Raw genomic sequence first — 15,603 nt, forward strand, 5'->3', positions numbered from 1 at the left:
GGCTAATCTTAATGCTTCCGTGTTTTCTGTGTTTCCGTGGCTTTTTAACTGCAAAGATCACAGAGAGAAAGCGCAGAGTGCGGCATTAAATTAAAGAGGCGACCACGAAGGCAAAGACACAAAGCAATGGTTTTATACGTGTTGCGAACCGAAGCCTTTGGATGTGTGGCGCGTAAAGAAATTTTTTGTCTGCGTAAATCCGTGTGATCAGCGGGCAACCCTAACCATCTCTTTCTCCCGCAGATTTAAGGTGATTAGCGCAGCGCTTAAAGTGATCCTCACTCACGCAGACGGGAACCACGCTTGTTCAGCGAGGCTAATCTTAATGCTTCCGTGTTTTCTGTGTTTCCGTGGCTTTTTAACTGCAAAGATCACAGAGAGAAAGCGCAGAGGATGCAAAGTTGGATGGTCTTCGACTACGCTCAGACTGACAATTTATAAAGAAAAATCAATGTGATCAGCGGGCAACCCTAACCATCTCTTTCTCCCGCAGATTTAAGGTGATTAGCACAGAATTTAAAGGCGATCCTCATTCCCGTGCAGGAGGAACCATGCTTGCTCAGCAGGCTAATGTTAATGCTTCCGTGTTTTCTGTGTTTCCGTGGCTTTTTAACCGCAAAGTAAACGAAGAGAAGGGAGCGATTAACTGTTTTTATACAATTCTATTTTCCGTCCATCGGGATCAATGATTATTGTCATAAGACCAAAATCTGTTTCATTTGGTTTCTGCGTAAAAGTAATCCCTGCTGTATTTAATACCTTTATCACCTGATCAAAGTTTTCAATACCAAAGCCTAACCTTAAGTTTTTGTCTGGTTTATCTTGGTTTTTAGTTAATGGATAGATTTCAAGAACAGTTACCCCAATTGTAGCCGAATAATGATACGGTGAATTACCATGTTTGTGATATTCAAATTGAATTCCAAGTAAATTGTAAAAATCGGCTAGAAGTTTTGTATCTCCAGTTCGTAGTACCAGTAATCGAATATCCATATTTATTTTTTATTGAAGCTAAAAACTAAAAGTGCTTTATGTACAATCTATTCAAAGCATTGTGTTTTTCTTAATGAATTGGATATCTGGTCTTTCTGAGGTAATCCAAATTTCAAATTCATAAGGTTTATGGCTTATCTCAAGGATTAATTTTCTTTGATTGGAGTTTAATTTTACATCGCTCCCAATTTCTTTAATTTTTCCTTCACATATTGAAGTATAAATTTCTGCCCGGCCATTCTTTATGGCATATGGGAAATACCGGTCTTTTAAGTCAGGATTAAAAGATGCAACATTACTTTTTACATTGTCAATTAAGATTATTGCAAAACAATGATTTCGTGACACCTTTACAGATTTTAGGATGCCTGTAAATTCAATGTTGTTCTTTAATAGCTTGTCATTTTCAGTTTTTCGGCTTCTACCAGTTTTATACCAGATAAAAATAAGTAATAGCCAAAGGATAAAAAAGGCAAAAACAATTTTTGGGTGTTTCATCGCGTAGGAAGCTTGAATGTTAATTTAATATGCGTAAGTCCGTGCAATCTGCGTGTTTAATTATATCAGTAAATCACTAAAAAATCATCTATTAATTCCCCATTCAAGCCGAAAACCAATCTGTAATAGCCTATTTTATTGCCACCTTGATCCATTTGGCTTTTGAAGGCAATCGAATCCCCATCAAGCAGTTCGAAATCGAGGTTTATGGTCTCTATTGAAATATTCTTATGGCTAATGTCTAAATCTGCACAAGTATTTTGCTCCATTAATGATCTGAAAGATTTGATGAACTTTTGCTGTATATCATATACCGCTATAAAATCTTTTATTTGGAGGTCGGTCATCATATTATTTCTTACCAGTCAATAGTTTTACTTCTAACCTCGTATTTATTCCTCTTTTTCAACCGAACAGCTGATCCAATACAGACCCATTTGCCCTCTGTTATCCATTGTTCCTTTAGGCAATTGTTTTTTTGGACAAGCCAAAATGGTCGTATCTACTTCTTTGACAAATTTTGTTAATGCACTCAAATTGTTTTCTGAAAAAGGAAGTATGGCGAAATCCCAACTCGAATAATAGGATAACATCCATTTAAATTCTTTGTCGATTTTATTGTCGATGAGATATTCATTTAAAATTGAATACGACTCGAAAATGATTGAACTGTCGAGATCTTGAATACCGGTGAAACAACTCGGTTCAATTATGCCGTACCAGTTCAAAAACACAAGGCGTTTCAGGATTTCAAGTTTTGTTTCCTCGTTTTCTGTATTGAAAAATAAATCAAGATAGCTTTTGTGGATCTCTCGATATTGATCGAAGATGCCACGCGCTTGAAGTTGCTTTTCCATCTGATCCATAGTTCCTTTTAAAGAATCTGTATAGTTGTATAGCTTCAATTCTTGAATGGATAGGCTATCGATAGTTATTTTCATGTTTATAAATTCAGGATGTACTTAGTGTTCACACGACTACCAAAGTTTCCACCATGACTTTTTTGACTTTATCTCTTTAAAATTTTTGATGTTTTCATTTGTCAGATCTATTGAAACAGAACCATCAACATCTGGAAGCCACAAGGATGTTTTATCAAGATTTATGTTGTTAAGATTTAAGAAAGTTTCTACCTGTTGCAGTAAAAACATATTTTTTGTCTCTTCCCATTTCACTTTTGTTAGTTCATCTGCTTCCTTGCCAAAGTAAAAGTCGAACTTATTATTGTAATCATGATTTTTAATTCTTTGATTTAGAACCTCAATTAATTTTTGGTCAGATAAGGTATCAACAAATTGTTGCATAAAATTTTTCCTGTCTTCTACTGTAACCCTTGGAATTGAAACTATAGTATGGTCATTTTCTTCAATTTTTTTTATTCTGTTAACTATATAATCTTCTTGTTGTTTTGAGTAATTGGTAGTTACATTATTGGCTAAATTTAGCTCTTCATCAAGTATAAAATAGTCTGTAAATAGGATTGAGAAAAATTCGGCATCTTGTTTATCGTAGTAAAAATGCTCAGTCAAACTACCATTCGGTTGTTCGAAGCCAATGGCTAACCAATTTAATATTTGTGTAGGAGAGGTCATTAAGATTGAATTTTATGTTTTTAAACTTTGTCTCAGACAAATTAAAAATATGTTATATATTAAGTTAAACCTTTCTTTTAAACAAAACCAATTAGCTGTTTTTATACAATTCAATTTTTCTGCCATCGGGATCAATTATAATGGCCATAAAACCAAATTCTGTTTGGGTTGGTTCTTGTGCAAAATCAACTTGTAATATATTTAATTTATCCATCACCTGTTCAAAGTTCTCTATACCAAAGCCTAACCTCAAGTTTTTGTCTGCTTCGATTTGGTTTTTTACCAATGGATAAATTTCTAGAACAGTTAACCCAATTGTAGCCGAATAATGATATGGAGAGTTACCATGTTTGTGATATTCAAATTGAATTCCAAGTAAACTGTAAAAATCAGCCAGAAGTTTTGTATCTCTAGTTCGCAGTACCAGTAATCGGATTTCCATGTTTGGTTCTTTTAAAGCTTCAATAACTTTGTTCATTTGCTTAATAATGCCGTTTTCATTAAGCTAGGTGTTTTTAATATCATTCAAAAAGAAATCAAAAGTTTTATCTGACTTAGCGAGCTCTTCTAAGTCACTAAGAATTTCCTTATAATTTGAATAAAATTTAGACTCCTCAAGCCTATGTGCTAAATCTTTTAAACTGATTGATAATTGCTCATTTGATATTTTCGTTAGAATTGTTCCATTGATTAGTTGGTCAAGTATTTTAAATAAAATTTTCTTTGCATTGATAATCTTTGGCATTGTTCTAAACATGTCAAACAACTTATAAAATTCTTTCAGCGCTCGTTTCTCATCACCAAAATTTTCAGCCAAAATAATATTTTTCCAACCCGCTGTAGAATCACGATACAAATAATAATTAGCAACAAAATCGTGAAATAAACTAAAATCAGGCTGCAATTTTTCATCAGTTCCATTTATGCCGCAGGCCCAGTAATAGCCACCAATACAAAAATATAATGCAGATAACGATTCATCTCCAATATACATCGCTGTGCGGACCTTTGTTAAATCAATAAATTCGTAGAGATTTTTTGCTTTAGTAATTTGATTCATTGTTTTTCTTTTCTCTTTGTTTTATTTCTTCAAAATCAGCTGAGCTGCAGAAGCCAAGTTGCTTTTGTTCATCTGTAATTGTAGAAAATTTTTCATCTTGTTTATGCAAGAGCTCCAAAATTGCCGGTATTCTGTTCTTGAATTTAAAAATGCAAAGATGTTTATGTCCATGTTCTGCACCCTCCATAGGATACCATGCCTCATAAACAATTTGTGTCAATTCATATTCTTCTTTAACATAATTTTCTGGTTCGTCTATTTGGAAAATAATATCGAATTTTTTAGGGATTTTGAAGTCGGCATATGCGTATAATGTAAACACAGCAATTTCATTTTCTCTTTTCACCCAATTCACATATTTGTGATAAACGTCATCCTTGGGTTTATTCTTACATCTTTTTATGCATTCAGTTTGCCAAATCGCTATAGCACTGTCTGTAAAATATTCCGTACCCAATAAATAGCGTTCACTTGCTTCGGTTTGTTCTTCTTTTTGCATTAACTAAATGATTTCTGACTAATTACTGCTAAGTCTGGCATTCTTGAACTTTGTTATATATGCTTTCAACGATATCGATAAGCCAGTCTAGTGTACGGGATCAAATTTATACAAGATAAGGGTTTTTGGCAGATTTCAGTTGACCGGTTAAACATAGTTAACCATATCAGAAATGTATGGAACATATTTAAAACAATCGTTATTCAACCTTGGCAAAAGTTACAGGTCCTCCTCACTAAACCCGACAGTAGCGAAAATCCTTTTTGTTGCTTCTTCGACAAGCTCACGATAATAGCAACAAAAAAGATTGTAGCGAATGGCGGGGCTGCGCTATCCGAAGAACACGGAACCCTTCGTTTCCTAATCCTTCACTATTTCCGGTTGGCTTTTCAGTTAAACAACTAAGCACTTAACCATATAAGAAATATAAGGCCGTATAAGTTAAAACCCTCAAATGATAATATAAGCGGTAAAATGGAAATGTGATTAGATGTGGAAACTTTACGTCAACTATTATATCAAATACAAATGGTCATGAAAACGCCTTCTTATTGTCACGATTGCCCCGCATGTGTGTGGCTCTTACATTGTAACTTTATCATCATCAAATAAATAGAAAATAACATGAGAAAGATCAAAATAATGGAACATATCTCGCTTGATGGCGTAATGCAGCACGAAAACAGCGAGGATTTCGCACATGGCGGATGGACAACACCTTATCGCAGTGCAGAAGGTATGGCAGCCGTACTGGAGGCACAGGGCACTCACATCGATCTGCTGCTGGGCCGCCGTACCTACGATAGCTGGACGCAGTTTTGGCCGAAGGCCGGTGATAATCCGATGGCGAATAGTTTAAATAAAGGCAAAAAATATGTAGCCACCCATAGACCAGAAAGCCTTGAATGGGGGCCAGTTGAGGATTTAGGCAGTGATATTATTACGCGTATTCGCGAACTCAAAGCAACAGATGGACCTGATCTTGTTTTGTATGGAAGTTCAACGGTAGTTGCGGTGTTATTGGAGCAGGGGCTGGTAGACGAGCTTGTACTAATAGTATACCCGGTATTGCTGGGCACAGGCAAACGCTTCTTTTCAGCTACTGCCGATCCGCGCGTACTGGCTTTTGTAAGCTCGAAGGTTACACCTACAGGTGTGCAGGTGAACACTTATCGGTATGTAGGGGAGCTGGGGAAGGGTTAGTTTAAAGTCCGGAGTCGGAAGTCGGAAGTCCGGAGTCTGGGATTCTAAAAACGAAGCGATTCATCATTGCGAACGGAAGCCGGTCAGCTTATATTTTCTTCAATTCCTGATATGCTTAAATGTATTTGGTTTGTTATCCCCTTAAACAAAATCAACCGGAAATATTGAACTTTTCCGGTTGATTAAGCGATTTGTAACCTTAGGTTTCGAAATATGAGCATTATTGCGATACGGGCAATTAATCTTTCACTAACCTTACTGCAGCGCCTGTGGTTTTACTATAATCGGTTACGCGCGGTTCGCTGTATTTGTTAAAATCGAGGTAGTAGGCAAAGCTGTCGCCACTCGATTTGGTACTGCTCGACCACCAGTAGCTTAACCATATTCCATACTTGAAAGACTGGCCACCGCCATATTCATCGCCGCCTGCACTGCCATTGGTCAGTAAATTAAGACCTGATGAGTTATCGCCATTGCCATGTGCAAATTTGTACGAATCTTTGATGTCCCAGCCGGTCGTACCACGCATTTTTTTACCAGCTACCTTTTCTCCACCTAAAGCCGAAATAAGGGTTAAAAATTCATTACTGCTGGGCACATGCCAGCCGGCCGGCGCCAATCCACGGCGATCGGTAACCGCATAAAAGTTGTACAGCTTTCCGTATTTCTTTTCATTACTGCTATCGAAATTAAGGTAACAATAAGCCGGAATCTTTTCCCTGCTTACTTTTTCCCATTCTTTTTGATTGGCCGCATAATAAATCTGCTCGCCGTTTCTATAGGTACTCACGTTTAAATTGGTGCTTGTCCATACCTGGTTGCCAATTTTTACCGGACCGGTAATTTCTGGCGAAGCATTATATATTTCTTTTAACTGCGCCGCTTGTGCTGCATTACAACTCCAGACAAAGTTGGTCGGTTGTATGCCGCCGCTTCTTTTTAAACATTCTTTGGTCGCTATTGCATCAGCTTCTTCTTTCGTTTTCGCAATACCCCAGCCAAATGCCGTACCCACATTGCCGTTTATGGTGCGGTAGGCGGCACAACCTGTACCCGAATAGGTGAGTACAATACTGCAGGCGCCACCGCGTTTATTGCATTCGGCAACTGCTCTTTTTTCGGCTTCGGCCAGGTTTGGCTGATCGAATGAAAAACCATAATAAAAACCATTTGATCGGTCTACAGCCAACGCGCCGTATTTGGTTTTAACGGGAACAGCTGCTTTACTTGGCGATTTCTTTACCTGCGCGAATACACTTGATGCCATTACCAATAGCATAAGCCCTGATGCCATTGGGAGGAGTTTGTTTAATTTCATGCCCTGATTGTTTGTTTGTTGCAGGCAAATTTCCCAATCAACCCACTTGGAAGCAATACCATTTACTGGGTATATTTTCGGGTTAGTCAGAAGTCAGGAGACGGAGGTCCGAAGTTTGGGTTTCTAAAAGTGAAGCCATTCGTCATGACGAACGGAAGGGCAGGATGGCGAGGTATACGCTTTTTTGTTTCTTTGCCTAACGCGATCGTCATGCTGAACTTGTTTGAGCATCTATTAAAAACGGTTTTTATTAAAGCTTTAAGTTTTCAAGGCACAAGTCGGGCCTTTGCATGGGCCAGGGCGCTAAGACTTGCGCTAGATGTTTGATAAGTTAGTCCGGAGTCGGAGGACTGGGGTCGGAAGTTTGGGTTTCTAAAAGTGAAGTCATTCGTCATGGCGAACGGAAGGGTAGGATGGCGAGGTATACGCTTTTTTGCTTCTTTTCCTAACGCGATCGTCATGCTGAACTTGTTTCAGCATCTATTAAAAACGGTTTTTATTAAAGCATTAAGTTTTCAAGGCACAAGTCGGGCCTTTGCACTGGCTAAGGCGCTAAGCCAATTAATTTTTCTACCTGAAACTATTGCCACCAACATAGAGGTCGAAGTTTATTGCGAGCCCAAGGTCCTGCATTCTGGTTATGTTTTCCCTGCTGATATGTGGGCCGCCAATCATTCCATTTCCATTATGAATATCCATGGCAACCTGAATGTAGCCTTCAGCCTTTTCTACAAGTTCACTAATGCCTTTCTTGTCTGTTTCCAGATAGGTTAATAACTTATCGAGTTTATCTTCAAATTCATCTGGCTCGCTGTTGGGCATTATTTTTAAAGCACTAAATTGATGCGTTACCTTTCCGTTTTTCTTTAAATCTCCCTTATTCCAGCTTTCGTATACTGATAGGATGCACATGGATTTGAGCTCAGTTGCCGACAGATTTTCAGATGTGGCAATAAAATAGACATGGTGATCAGGCTCCGTACCGATATTGATCATTTCGCCTGAATCACTATCGATGTATATCGCAAAGTAAAACCGTTCATTCAGCACAGGCAGATAGGTTATAATGAGTTTGTCGCAATCGCGGTCGATCCGCGTGATCTGTAATTTATTGTTGATGTAGATTGGCGAATGGATTTCAAGATATTGTTCGGTTGCTCCAAATGTTTTATCCTGAAACTCTTTTTCAATCAGTTCTATGGCTTGTTCGTCTGTCATTTATTGTTTGTAATGCCTAAATATAAGCTTTGATTTTAAAAATGAACCCATTCGTCATTGCGAACGGAAGGGGAGGATGGCGAGGGAGCGTGAAGCCTGTCTGTTGCAGGCAGGCAATCTGTTTGAAGCCTATAATCTTCCATAATGGGGATGTTAAGGTTTGGAGTTGGAGAAGGTTTTGGAGCGCAGGGTCTGTAGTTCTTCGGATGGCTTCGGTCCTGCTGTCCGTTACACTTCCATCAGGGCTATTTAACAATAGACTGTAGCCCGAAAATGCAAGAATTAGACGAAGTAATCTGTTTGATAAGTTAGTCCGGAGTCGGAGGACCGGGGTCGGAAGTCTGTGCTTATAAAAATGAGCCAATTCTTCATGGCGAACGGAAGGGGAGGATGGCGAGGCATACGCTTTTTTGTTTCTTGCCTAACGCGATCGTCATGCTGAACTTGTTTCAGCATCTATTAAAAACGGTTTTTATTAAAGCTTTAAATTTTTAAAGCACAAGTCACCGCTGGCGCACGCGTGCCGCGTGTGAGAAAACATGATTAAGCCTGTCATTTAATTTTAGTGGTTAAACTGCACACACGGAAGGCGTGCGAAACGGAGTGAAGTTATTCTGTATTTTATGAAAGCACAAGTCAGGCCTTTGCATAGGCTAGGGCGCTAAGACTTGCGCTAGATGGGGTGAGAATCGACAGTCGCAAAACAACGGGATTCGATCTATGCTTTAATTAATTACATTCTATTTTGATTATGACTTCATCAGAACTTGATGGTCTGGATTTAATGGTGTATGTTTTGCCATTTCTTTTAAACCGATATGTATGTTTTTCAAAAAGTCTTTTATCTTTCATATTCTTCTCAATAAGTTTTTTTAAAGAGTCGTTTTCATTATCTGAAATTAGTTTTCCCGACTTAATATCGTATTCAGAAACCCTCTTCCAATAAACAGTCTTCACCAATACTTTTGAATTGATTGTATCAAGCCAATGACCCGAATAAGGATGATTGAACTTAGCTTTCCAAATAACTTTTCCTTCTTTATCAAAAGTAGAAATATTGCCTAGATACGAACAGTAAATCACTGTATCATTTTTAAATGATGCTGATTGGCTTGCAAAAGCGTCAATATGTCCACGCCATTCAACGAGTCCATTCTTTGGATTTAAGCAATAAAGAAAATTGTCGCCTCCAATGTCAATTGTATTGCAGTATATTTTATCTCGATAAATAATTGCATTCTGCAATCCTCTTTGATCAAACTTGTCCACCCAAAAATCACCTGGGTTTAAGAGGGGGTATGGAACTGAAGGATCAAAAACAAAGTTTGAGTTGTTCCCTTGACACGAAGTCAAGACAATTAAAATTAATATACTGAAGAATCGCCTCATTAATTACTGCCCATTTATTGATACCCCTTGGAAAGGAGTGAAATTTGAAATGTTTTTACTTCTAAGCACTACAAGATATTTCCGTGTTAAATTATTGAGTAACTATGCTTGCCTAACAATATCGTGTTGCATTTGAAGTTCATAGTCTTCTAGCGGGATTTTATTCCAAGGGTTCTCAACCATAGTTAATCCGAATGCTTCGTTTATAAGCAAATATAGGCAACTATTGATATTTGTATTTAGATAACTGGCGCAAGTATGTTAATTTATTAAAAGTACATTCAGGTCTTGTTTAGGCTAAGGCGCAAAGACTTGCGCGAGATAGGCAAGAAAGAGAAAAGGGTTAGCTAGGAATATAGTTAATCTAATTACTGATCAACCTCAGGAAATATAGTCACTAGCGTTTCGTATAGGTTATTGAAGTCACTGTAATTATGCTTATGCTCATCTTTATAGCTTTCCTCATCGAATACATCATTTCCGTCAAAATAGTAGTAATGGAAAGAGTATATGCCATCATGCAATTTTAAGAAAATAGTATATATAATTTCATCCAGCGACTTCCAAGACAATCTTATTTCCTTGCCATTCCTTAACTGTTTAAACGCTAATTTTTTATTTAACATATTTAATGTTTTTGGTCGGCTTCGTAGAAGTTAAGAAGGACCTCAGAAGTCCCGAATATTAGAAGCATAGTAGGAATAAGATTGGGAAATAATAAAGGCTTGGCTTAGGATTGCGGTTGTTTCTTTCTGTTCCATCGCTGCCAGTAATATCTAGCTGCTCCAGATATACCGCCAAGAAAGCAAAAGGCTTGAAACAGCGGGAAAACTGGATGCTGAAATATATCCAAAGGATAGATTAAAAATGTAAATAACGCCAAAAGCACTAACACCGGTATAAAGATATATATCCACCTAAATATTGGATTTACAAACCCTTTAATCATGAAGAATAATAGTGTGCTATCTATGAGAGCAGTCATTAAAGCTTTCGTTAATAATTTGGTTATAATGTATGCGTCCATTGAGCGTTAATTTATACTTCAAGTATAATAAAAAAAGGGCTGCATTGCTATAGTTCTTAAATCATATTAATCTGATGGCGAATATTACTAACTCTCCCCTTTTTTATCCTATATTTATTCAATCAGACTTCTTAGCTCAGTTGGTAGAGCAACAGACTCTTAATCTGTGGGTCCAGGGTTCGAACCCCTGAGGGGTCACCATTTATTAAAGCATTAAATGGCTAGAGAATCAATTCACAAAACATTACGTTTGGGCATAAAAAAACGCCCATACCTTTCGGCATGAGCGCGTTTGTTTGTTTATTTTCTTTAATTTTTTACATCAGCTGGGGCGTTGGTGGTCGAATCTGCTGTAGAATCGGTATGGGTACTGTCAATCACCTTGCCGGTGTCCGTGTATTTGTATAGGCTATCTGCATTTTCCTGATCAGCTTTTTTACCGCTACAGGCTGATAAGGCCAGGCCAAAGGCGGCCACTAAGATTATTATTTTCGTTTTCATATCAAATTGTTATAGGTGTGCTTATATAATTCTTTTTAAAGGGCAATTGTTTTGTTAATTGTTAAAAGAGGGAATTTGATTAGTCGGAAGTCGGGTGACCGAGGTCGGAAGTCTGGGTGAATCAAATCTAGCATACGTCGATTTTTTTAACCGCAAAGGTCGGGAAGAAGAGCGTGCAAAGGACGTGGAGAAGTGACAGCGGGGGGATTAGTTGAAAAAGATACGTCATTGCGAACGAAAGGGTAGAGCTGTTGTGGTGGCGTGAAGCAATCTTTTTGGTCCGTTTTCAAAACTTCTCTCCGTAGTATTCAGCGCCGCGTCACTACGGAGTAATACGAACACGCAATTACGCTTCTAAACCCAAAGAACAGATCGGTATCTGGTTTTGTGTGGTATTTGCTATGCATGCATTATAAATCTATTATCTTTGCAGCTTTTATCGTTTGATCAGCATTCATTAACCTATACATGGGCAAAAACAGCATCGGCTCTACCATTTCGTATTTCTTTTTAGGCGAGTACTTTTCTGATGCCCTGCGCACCACCATTACTGTGGTATTGCCCATTATTTTATTCTTTTACCTGGGCAATCCGGAGGCGGCGAAGGGAATAGGGGTTGGGGCTTTGTTAATCAGTCTGACCGATTTGCCCGATAACCGCCTGAACAAACTGAAAACAGCCCTCTGGAGCATCATCGTCTTTTTTGGCACTACGCTCGTGGTATCATCGGTTTTAGATCATGTTTACCTTACTGCAATTGTAGTGGTTATCGCGGCTTTCAGCTTTTCGATGTTTGCGGTATACGGGCAGAAACTCTCGCTGATTGGTACCATGGCGCTGATTGTGTGTACATTTGTAATGGGCCTTCACCCGGCGCGACCGCTGTATTTTAGCAGTTATATTTTGCTTGGCGGCGTTTGGTATTATGTGATCAGTTTGATCCAGATTTTAATCCGCCCTTACCGTTCGCTTCACCATGCCATTTTCGAGTGCCTGATGAGCAGTGCGGTGTTTTTAAATGCCAAGGCCAGGAATTACGATGTGGATGTTCCACTCGATCTGCAGCAAAAAGAAGCCATAAAACTGCACATTGAGGTAAACCAGAAACACGAGCTGATCCGCAACCTGTTGCTTACCGATAAATACGCCATGAACCCTGATAACCCCAAAGGACAGCTGTTGCTGGAAAGGGCGAGGTTACTGATTGATTTATATGAACAGTTGAATGCCGTACATTACGATTATGCTTTGGTACGCAAAACTTTGGCAACGGGCCCGAGCCTGAAACTGATTGCCAGCTTAATTGAATTGCTGGCCAAAGAACTCGAGCAACTGGGCAGGCACGTGCGGTCGGCCAAGGCGTATAAAGGTGAGGTGGCAACCAATATTGAATATTACCAGAAGCGCGTCATGTTATTACAGGAGATGGAACGTTTAAACGAAAGCCAGCGTAAAATTGTGCTGAAGGTGGTTTCGAACATGAATGATATTGTGCGCATTATCGAAATGATCAGGGGCAATGAGCGCACGCCCGAGAAACACTTACAAGAATTGAGAGGATCGATTTCATATCCCTTATTTATTACCGGCGATCGTTTTTCGATTAAAGAGCACCTGACCTTAAAATCGCCCATTTTCAGGTTCTCGCTGCGGCTGGCCATCTGTTTCCTGTTTGGTTTTTTGCTGATCTGGCAGTTGGAGCCGAGTAAATACAGTTACTGGCTTTTCCTCACCCTGGTGATTGTGGCCCGGCCGAAGTTTTCGATTACCTGGAAACGGAATTTACAGCGCTTAAAAGGAAGCCTTGGCGGGGTGGTCATCGGATTGATCATCATCTATTTTGTGAAGAGTCAGGCGGTGCTGCTTTCTTTTTCGGTTATTTTTCTACTGGGCTTTTATGCTTTTAACCGTTTAAATTATACCGTAAGCGTGTTATTTATCACCCCTGCAGTAATTTTAACTTTAGGCAGTTACCAGGGGCATTTCGATCATATTGTACACGACCGGATTATGTTCACCGTGCTGGGCTGTGTAATTGCCATTTTTGCCACCTATCTTTTTCCGATATGGGATAGCCGCCAGTTGAAAGCGAAAATAAGCAAAGCAACCAATGATAGTTTACATTATCTGCAGGTAGCGATTGAAAGGAAGGAAAACCTGGGCGAGAACATTTCGCGCATGGCCAGGAAAAATGCCAACCTGAGCTTATCGGCCTTAAGCGAGGCGATTGAGTCGGCCAGCCAGGAGCCGATGCGGAAACATATCGATTTTAACGGTTTGTATGGCGTACAGTCGACCATTTACCAGATCAATGCGATTATTACTTCTATATACCTTTCGCTAAACCATAAACCCGAACAGGCCGATCCGTTGCTGGTTAAGCAGATTGTGAGTAACCTCAGTAATGAAGCGGTATTAACAAATGATGCGATAGCACCTGTGGATGTGATGGATGTCAATCATGATGACCATTCTACCAGGCAGAAACTGGCGCATATTGCGATGTTATCATTCGATTTCAGGAGGTTTAGTGCTGGTTTCCGGGGATAAATTTCATCTACTCCGCTATCTTTGACAGGCACCAATAGAATGATCGTCATTCCCGCGTAGGCGGAATCTTAATGCAACCTACAAAACCTACCAAGGCATTACGATTATTCATATGCTTTCCTTTTTTCAGAGGCATTCATGAGCACTCCGTGGTTCCCAATCGAGTTGGGAATGACGATCTCCCGCAGCCTACGATTAGCAAAAAAAATGTCATTTATATTGACTTTTATACAATAAGTTAACCCTCAGGATGATGAACGCATTGTGATTTGCGATATCAGCGGGAAACCCCTATTCTTATTTGCTCCCGCAGATTAAGATGATCGGCGCAGAAAATCAAGTTGATCAATTTTCAAGCGATACATTAGCTGTTTGAGCTTATATGAAACTTATATGCCTTAAATGGTTAAAGAAAAGATGATATTGTACTAATGATCACAGATTATTCGTTAATACTCCTAAAGAAACGCAGCCTGATGAAGCTCATCGTTTGCCATTTAAACTGATTAGGTTTTGTTGTGTAGCAATTCTTCGAAATTAAATTAATTGATTATTAATGTGTTACTATTCTTTTAGTTAATAAATTTTAATTATTTAGAATAGTTCTAAATAAAGAGCTATATTTGTTTATCATTATATGTTTGGTTAGTTGATGATAGCAAGACCTGTTTGCCTGCATTACTCAATGCAGGCGAATCAGGCACTATTCCACAAGAATATTCCTCAAATTTCTTGATCGGCACACTGCCTCTTTGAAGCAAGGTTTTGGTTAATCGGGCGTAATAAATTTGATTGAATCGATTGTAAAAAACAGGATATTGGTATATTGTGAGCCTCAGCTCCTGATGCGTATGAAAAAATCATTTTTAAGCCTCTTTTTGATTGCTTTTTTAACTGTAACGGCCTTCGCCCAAAAGAAGCCCAATTTTTGGGATGATGTGCAAACCATTAAAAAGTACGATCAGATGTATAAACCGCCGGTTCATCCGGTGTTGTTTGTAGGAAGTTCCTCTATTCGGAAATGGGACGACTGTACACAGATTTTTGCTAAATACAACGCATTGAACCGTGGAATAGGCGGTGCTGTAATTAACGACATTACTTATTATTTAAATGATGTTGTTTTTCCTTACCAGCCAAAACAGATTGTATTGTATGTGGGAGAGAACGATTTACCAAATGAAACGGTTACACCAGATACCGTTTTGAACCGTACCATCCGTTTGTACCAGGCCATTAGGGCCAAATTACCCACGGTGCCTATTGTTTATATTTCTATTAAACCAAGCCCGAGCAGGGATAAATTTAAAGCAAAGGCAGTAGCATCGAATGCATTGATCGAGAAATTTTTAGCGGGAGAGGCCAACACTAAATTTGTTAATATATATCCGCTGATGCTCACCAAAGACGGACAGCTTAGACCAGAACTTTTTGTGGATGATATGCTGCATATGAATGCGGCGGGTTATGCGATCTGGCGAAAAGCAGTTGAACGGCATCTACTGAAGTAATTATTTTTCTTCTCAGCACTTAAGGAACCAAAGGATTATTTAACATATCAGTTATATAAGAGCACATAAGCTTATGTGAATTAAATTTATTATGGGGTAAAAAAAAGCGCCACTTCTTCGAAAAGCGTTGTATTTTTTCTGACCACCTTAGTCACCTGAGGGCACCTAAGAATTATATTTTTATTACACTGCCCCCAAAAAACTAGCCCCGATTGAACGGTAAGTCCGGAGCGAGGTACGAGTG

The 15,603-nt window shown here is 38.9% G+C and carries 16 protein-coding genes and 1 tRNA gene; 4 read left to right on the top strand and 13 right to left on the bottom strand.

The features are described from left to right. Window positions 1-642 precede the first annotated feature (642 nt). The 8 genes from AC07YT_RS20150 to AC07YT_RS20185 form a co-directional block, all read right to left on the bottom strand. The gene (locus AC07YT_RS20150) at window positions 643-993 is read right to left on the bottom strand and encodes a VOC family protein (RefSeq protein ID WP_086547818.1); all 351 of its coding nucleotides are present in this window, start codon (window positions 991-993) and stop codon (window positions 643-645) included. A gap of 51 nt (window positions 994-1,044) precedes the next feature. Continuing rightward, a complete protein-coding gene (locus AC07YT_RS20155) occupies window positions 1,045-1,491 on the bottom strand; it encodes a hypothetical protein (protein WP_086547817.1) in 447 nt (148 codons plus the stop codon). A 65-nt stretch (window positions 1,492-1,556) separates the two neighbouring features. Then, window positions 1,557-1,841 carry a hypothetical protein gene (locus tag AC07YT_RS20160; RefSeq protein WP_145954277.1) on the bottom strand — a complete coding sequence of 95 codons (285 nt, stop codon included), beginning with the start codon at window positions 1,839-1,841 and terminating at the stop codon, window positions 1,557-1,559. Window positions 1,842-1,883: 42 nt separating this feature from the next. Further along, window positions 1,884-2,432 (bottom strand): hypothetical protein, encoded by a 549-nt coding sequence (locus tag AC07YT_RS20165; RefSeq protein WP_086547815.1) that lies wholly within the window; start codon window positions 2,430-2,432, stop codon window positions 1,884-1,886. A gap of 36 nt (window positions 2,433-2,468) precedes the next feature. Continuing rightward, a complete protein-coding gene (locus tag AC07YT_RS20170) occupies window positions 2,469-3,083 on the bottom strand; it encodes a hypothetical protein (protein ID WP_086547814.1) in 615 nt (204 codons plus the stop codon). A 91-nt stretch (window positions 3,084-3,174) separates the two neighbouring features. Continuing rightward, complete coding sequence (locus tag AC07YT_RS20175; RefSeq protein ID WP_494945496.1) at window positions 3,175-3,561, bottom strand: VOC family protein; 387 nt, start codon at window positions 3,559-3,561, stop codon at window positions 3,175-3,177. 27 nt (window positions 3,562-3,588) lie between these two features. After that, the gene (locus AC07YT_RS20180; RefSeq protein WP_086547813.1) at window positions 3,589-4,143 is read right to left on the bottom strand and encodes a hypothetical protein; all 555 of its coding nucleotides are present in this window, start codon (window positions 4,141-4,143) and stop codon (window positions 3,589-3,591) included. Then, window positions 4,127-4,642 carry a hypothetical protein gene (locus AC07YT_RS20185; protein ID WP_086547812.1) on the bottom strand — a complete coding sequence of 172 codons (516 nt, stop codon included), beginning with the start codon at window positions 4,640-4,642 and terminating at the stop codon, window positions 4,127-4,129. The genes AC07YT_RS20180 and AC07YT_RS20185 overlap by 17 nt, the downstream gene beginning before the upstream one ends. A gap of 624 nt (window positions 4,643-5,266) precedes the next feature. Between AC07YT_RS20185 and AC07YT_RS20190 the strand changes: the two genes are divergently transcribed. Continuing rightward, window positions 5,267-5,845 carry a dihydrofolate reductase family protein gene (locus AC07YT_RS20190; RefSeq protein WP_086547810.1) on the top strand — a complete coding sequence of 193 codons (579 nt, stop codon included), beginning with the start codon at window positions 5,267-5,269 and terminating at the stop codon, window positions 5,843-5,845. Between the two features lie 238 nt (window positions 5,846-6,083). On the opposite strand, the gene AC07YT_RS20195 is transcribed toward AC07YT_RS20190, so the two are convergent. The 4 genes from AC07YT_RS20195 to AC07YT_RS20210 all read right to left on the bottom strand — a co-directional run bounded on the left by AC07YT_RS20195 (window position 6,084) and on the right by AC07YT_RS20210 (window position 10,396). After that, window positions 6,084-7,163 carry an FISUMP domain-containing protein gene (locus tag AC07YT_RS20195; protein ID WP_086547809.1) on the bottom strand — a complete coding sequence of 360 codons (1,080 nt, stop codon included), beginning with the start codon at window positions 7,161-7,163 and terminating at the stop codon, window positions 6,084-6,086. 570 nt (window positions 7,164-7,733) lie between these two features. Then, window positions 7,734-8,381, bottom strand: a complete 648-nt coding sequence (locus AC07YT_RS20200; RefSeq protein ID WP_086547807.1) for a DUF4279 domain-containing protein — start codon at window positions 8,379-8,381, stop codon at window positions 7,734-7,736. A 729-nt stretch (window positions 8,382-9,110) separates the two neighbouring features. Beyond that, window positions 9,111-9,650 carry an outer membrane protein assembly factor BamB gene (locus AC07YT_RS20205; RefSeq protein WP_145954276.1) on the bottom strand — a complete coding sequence of 180 codons (540 nt, stop codon included), beginning with the start codon at window positions 9,648-9,650 and terminating at the stop codon, window positions 9,111-9,113. A gap of 488 nt (window positions 9,651-10,138) precedes the next feature. Then, entirely contained in the window at window positions 10,139-10,396 is a 258-nt protein-coding gene (locus AC07YT_RS20210; protein WP_086547805.1) for a hypothetical protein, read from the bottom strand. Between the two features lie 526 nt (window positions 10,397-10,922). Here AC07YT_RS20210 and AC07YT_RS20215 point away from each other — a divergent pair. Continuing rightward, a tRNA-Lys gene (locus tag AC07YT_RS20215) sits at window positions 10,923-10,998 on the top strand. 108 nt (window positions 10,999-11,106) lie between these two features. On the opposite strand, the gene AC07YT_RS20220 is transcribed toward AC07YT_RS20215, so the two are convergent. After that, window positions 11,107-11,298 carry a hypothetical protein gene (locus tag AC07YT_RS20220; RefSeq protein WP_086547803.1) on the bottom strand — a complete coding sequence of 64 codons (192 nt, stop codon included), beginning with the start codon at window positions 11,296-11,298 and terminating at the stop codon, window positions 11,107-11,109. A 468-nt stretch (window positions 11,299-11,766) separates the two neighbouring features. Here AC07YT_RS20220 and AC07YT_RS20225 point away from each other — a divergent pair, with 468 nt between their 5' ends. Beyond that, on the top strand, window positions 11,767-13,848 hold the full coding sequence (locus AC07YT_RS20225; RefSeq protein WP_086547802.1) for an FUSC family protein: 2,082 nt from the start codon (window positions 11,767-11,769) through the stop codon (window positions 13,846-13,848). Between the two features lie 851 nt (window positions 13,849-14,699). Beyond that, a complete protein-coding gene (locus AC07YT_RS20230) occupies window positions 14,700-15,359 on the top strand; it encodes a GDSL-type esterase/lipase family protein (RefSeq protein ID WP_086549420.1) in 660 nt (219 codons plus the stop codon). Window positions 15,360-15,603 lie beyond the last annotated feature (244 nt).

It is taken from the genome of Pedobacter sp. GW460-11-11-14-TSB4 (assembly GCF_059423705.1).

What these genes read in the sequence shown, in the direction of transcription:
- AC07YT_RS20185 (WP_086547812.1), bottom strand. Translation starts at nt 4,642, where the DNA reads ATGCAAAAAGAAGAACAAACCGAAGCAAGTGAACGCTATTTATTGGGT.
- AC07YT_RS20195 (WP_086547809.1), bottom strand. Translation starts at nt 7,163, where the DNA reads ATGAAATTAAACAAACTCCTCCCAATGGCATCAGGGCTTATGCTATTG.
- AC07YT_RS20155 (WP_086547817.1), bottom strand. Translation starts at nt 1,491, where the DNA reads ATGAAACACCCAAAAATTGTTTTTGCCTTTTTTATCCTTTGGCTATTA.
- AC07YT_RS20225 (WP_086547802.1), top strand. Translation starts at nt 11,767, where the DNA reads ATGGGCAAAAACAGCATCGGCTCTACCATTTCGTATTTCTTTTTAGGC.
- AC07YT_RS20175 (WP_494945496.1), bottom strand. Translation starts at nt 3,561, where the DNA reads ATGAACAAAGTTATTGAAGCTTTAAAAGAACCAAACATGGAAATCCGA.
- AC07YT_RS20220 (WP_086547803.1), bottom strand. Translation starts at nt 11,298, where the DNA reads ATGAAAACGAAAATAATAATCTTAGTGGCCGCCTTTGGCCTGGCCTTA.
- AC07YT_RS20200 (WP_086547807.1), bottom strand. Translation starts at nt 8,381, where the DNA reads ATGACAGACGAACAAGCCATAGAACTGATTGAAAAAGAGTTTCAGGAT.
- AC07YT_RS20170 (WP_086547814.1), bottom strand. Translation starts at nt 3,083, where the DNA reads ATGACCTCTCCTACACAAATATTAAATTGGTTAGCCATTGGCTTCGAA.
- AC07YT_RS20165 (WP_086547815.1), bottom strand. Translation starts at nt 2,432, where the DNA reads ATGAAAATAACTATCGATAGCCTATCCATTCAAGAATTGAAGCTATAC.
- AC07YT_RS20150 (WP_086547818.1), bottom strand. Translation starts at nt 993, where the DNA reads ATGGATATTCGATTACTGGTACTACGAACTGGAGATACAAAACTTCTA.
- AC07YT_RS20160 (WP_145954277.1), bottom strand. Translation starts at nt 1,841, where the DNA reads ATGATGACCGACCTCCAAATAAAAGATTTTATAGCGGTATATGATATA.
- AC07YT_RS20180 (WP_086547813.1), bottom strand. Translation starts at nt 4,143, where the DNA reads ATGAATCAAATTACTAAAGCAAAAAATCTCTACGAATTTATTGATTTA.
- AC07YT_RS20210 (WP_086547805.1), bottom strand. Translation starts at nt 10,396, where the DNA reads ATGTTAAATAAAAAATTAGCGTTTAAACAGTTAAGGAATGGCAAGGAA.
- AC07YT_RS20190 (WP_086547810.1), top strand. Translation starts at nt 5,267, where the DNA reads ATGAGAAAGATCAAAATAATGGAACATATCTCGCTTGATGGCGTAATG.
- AC07YT_RS20230 (WP_086549420.1), top strand. Translation starts at nt 14,700, where the DNA reads ATGAAAAAATCATTTTTAAGCCTCTTTTTGATTGCTTTTTTAACTGTA.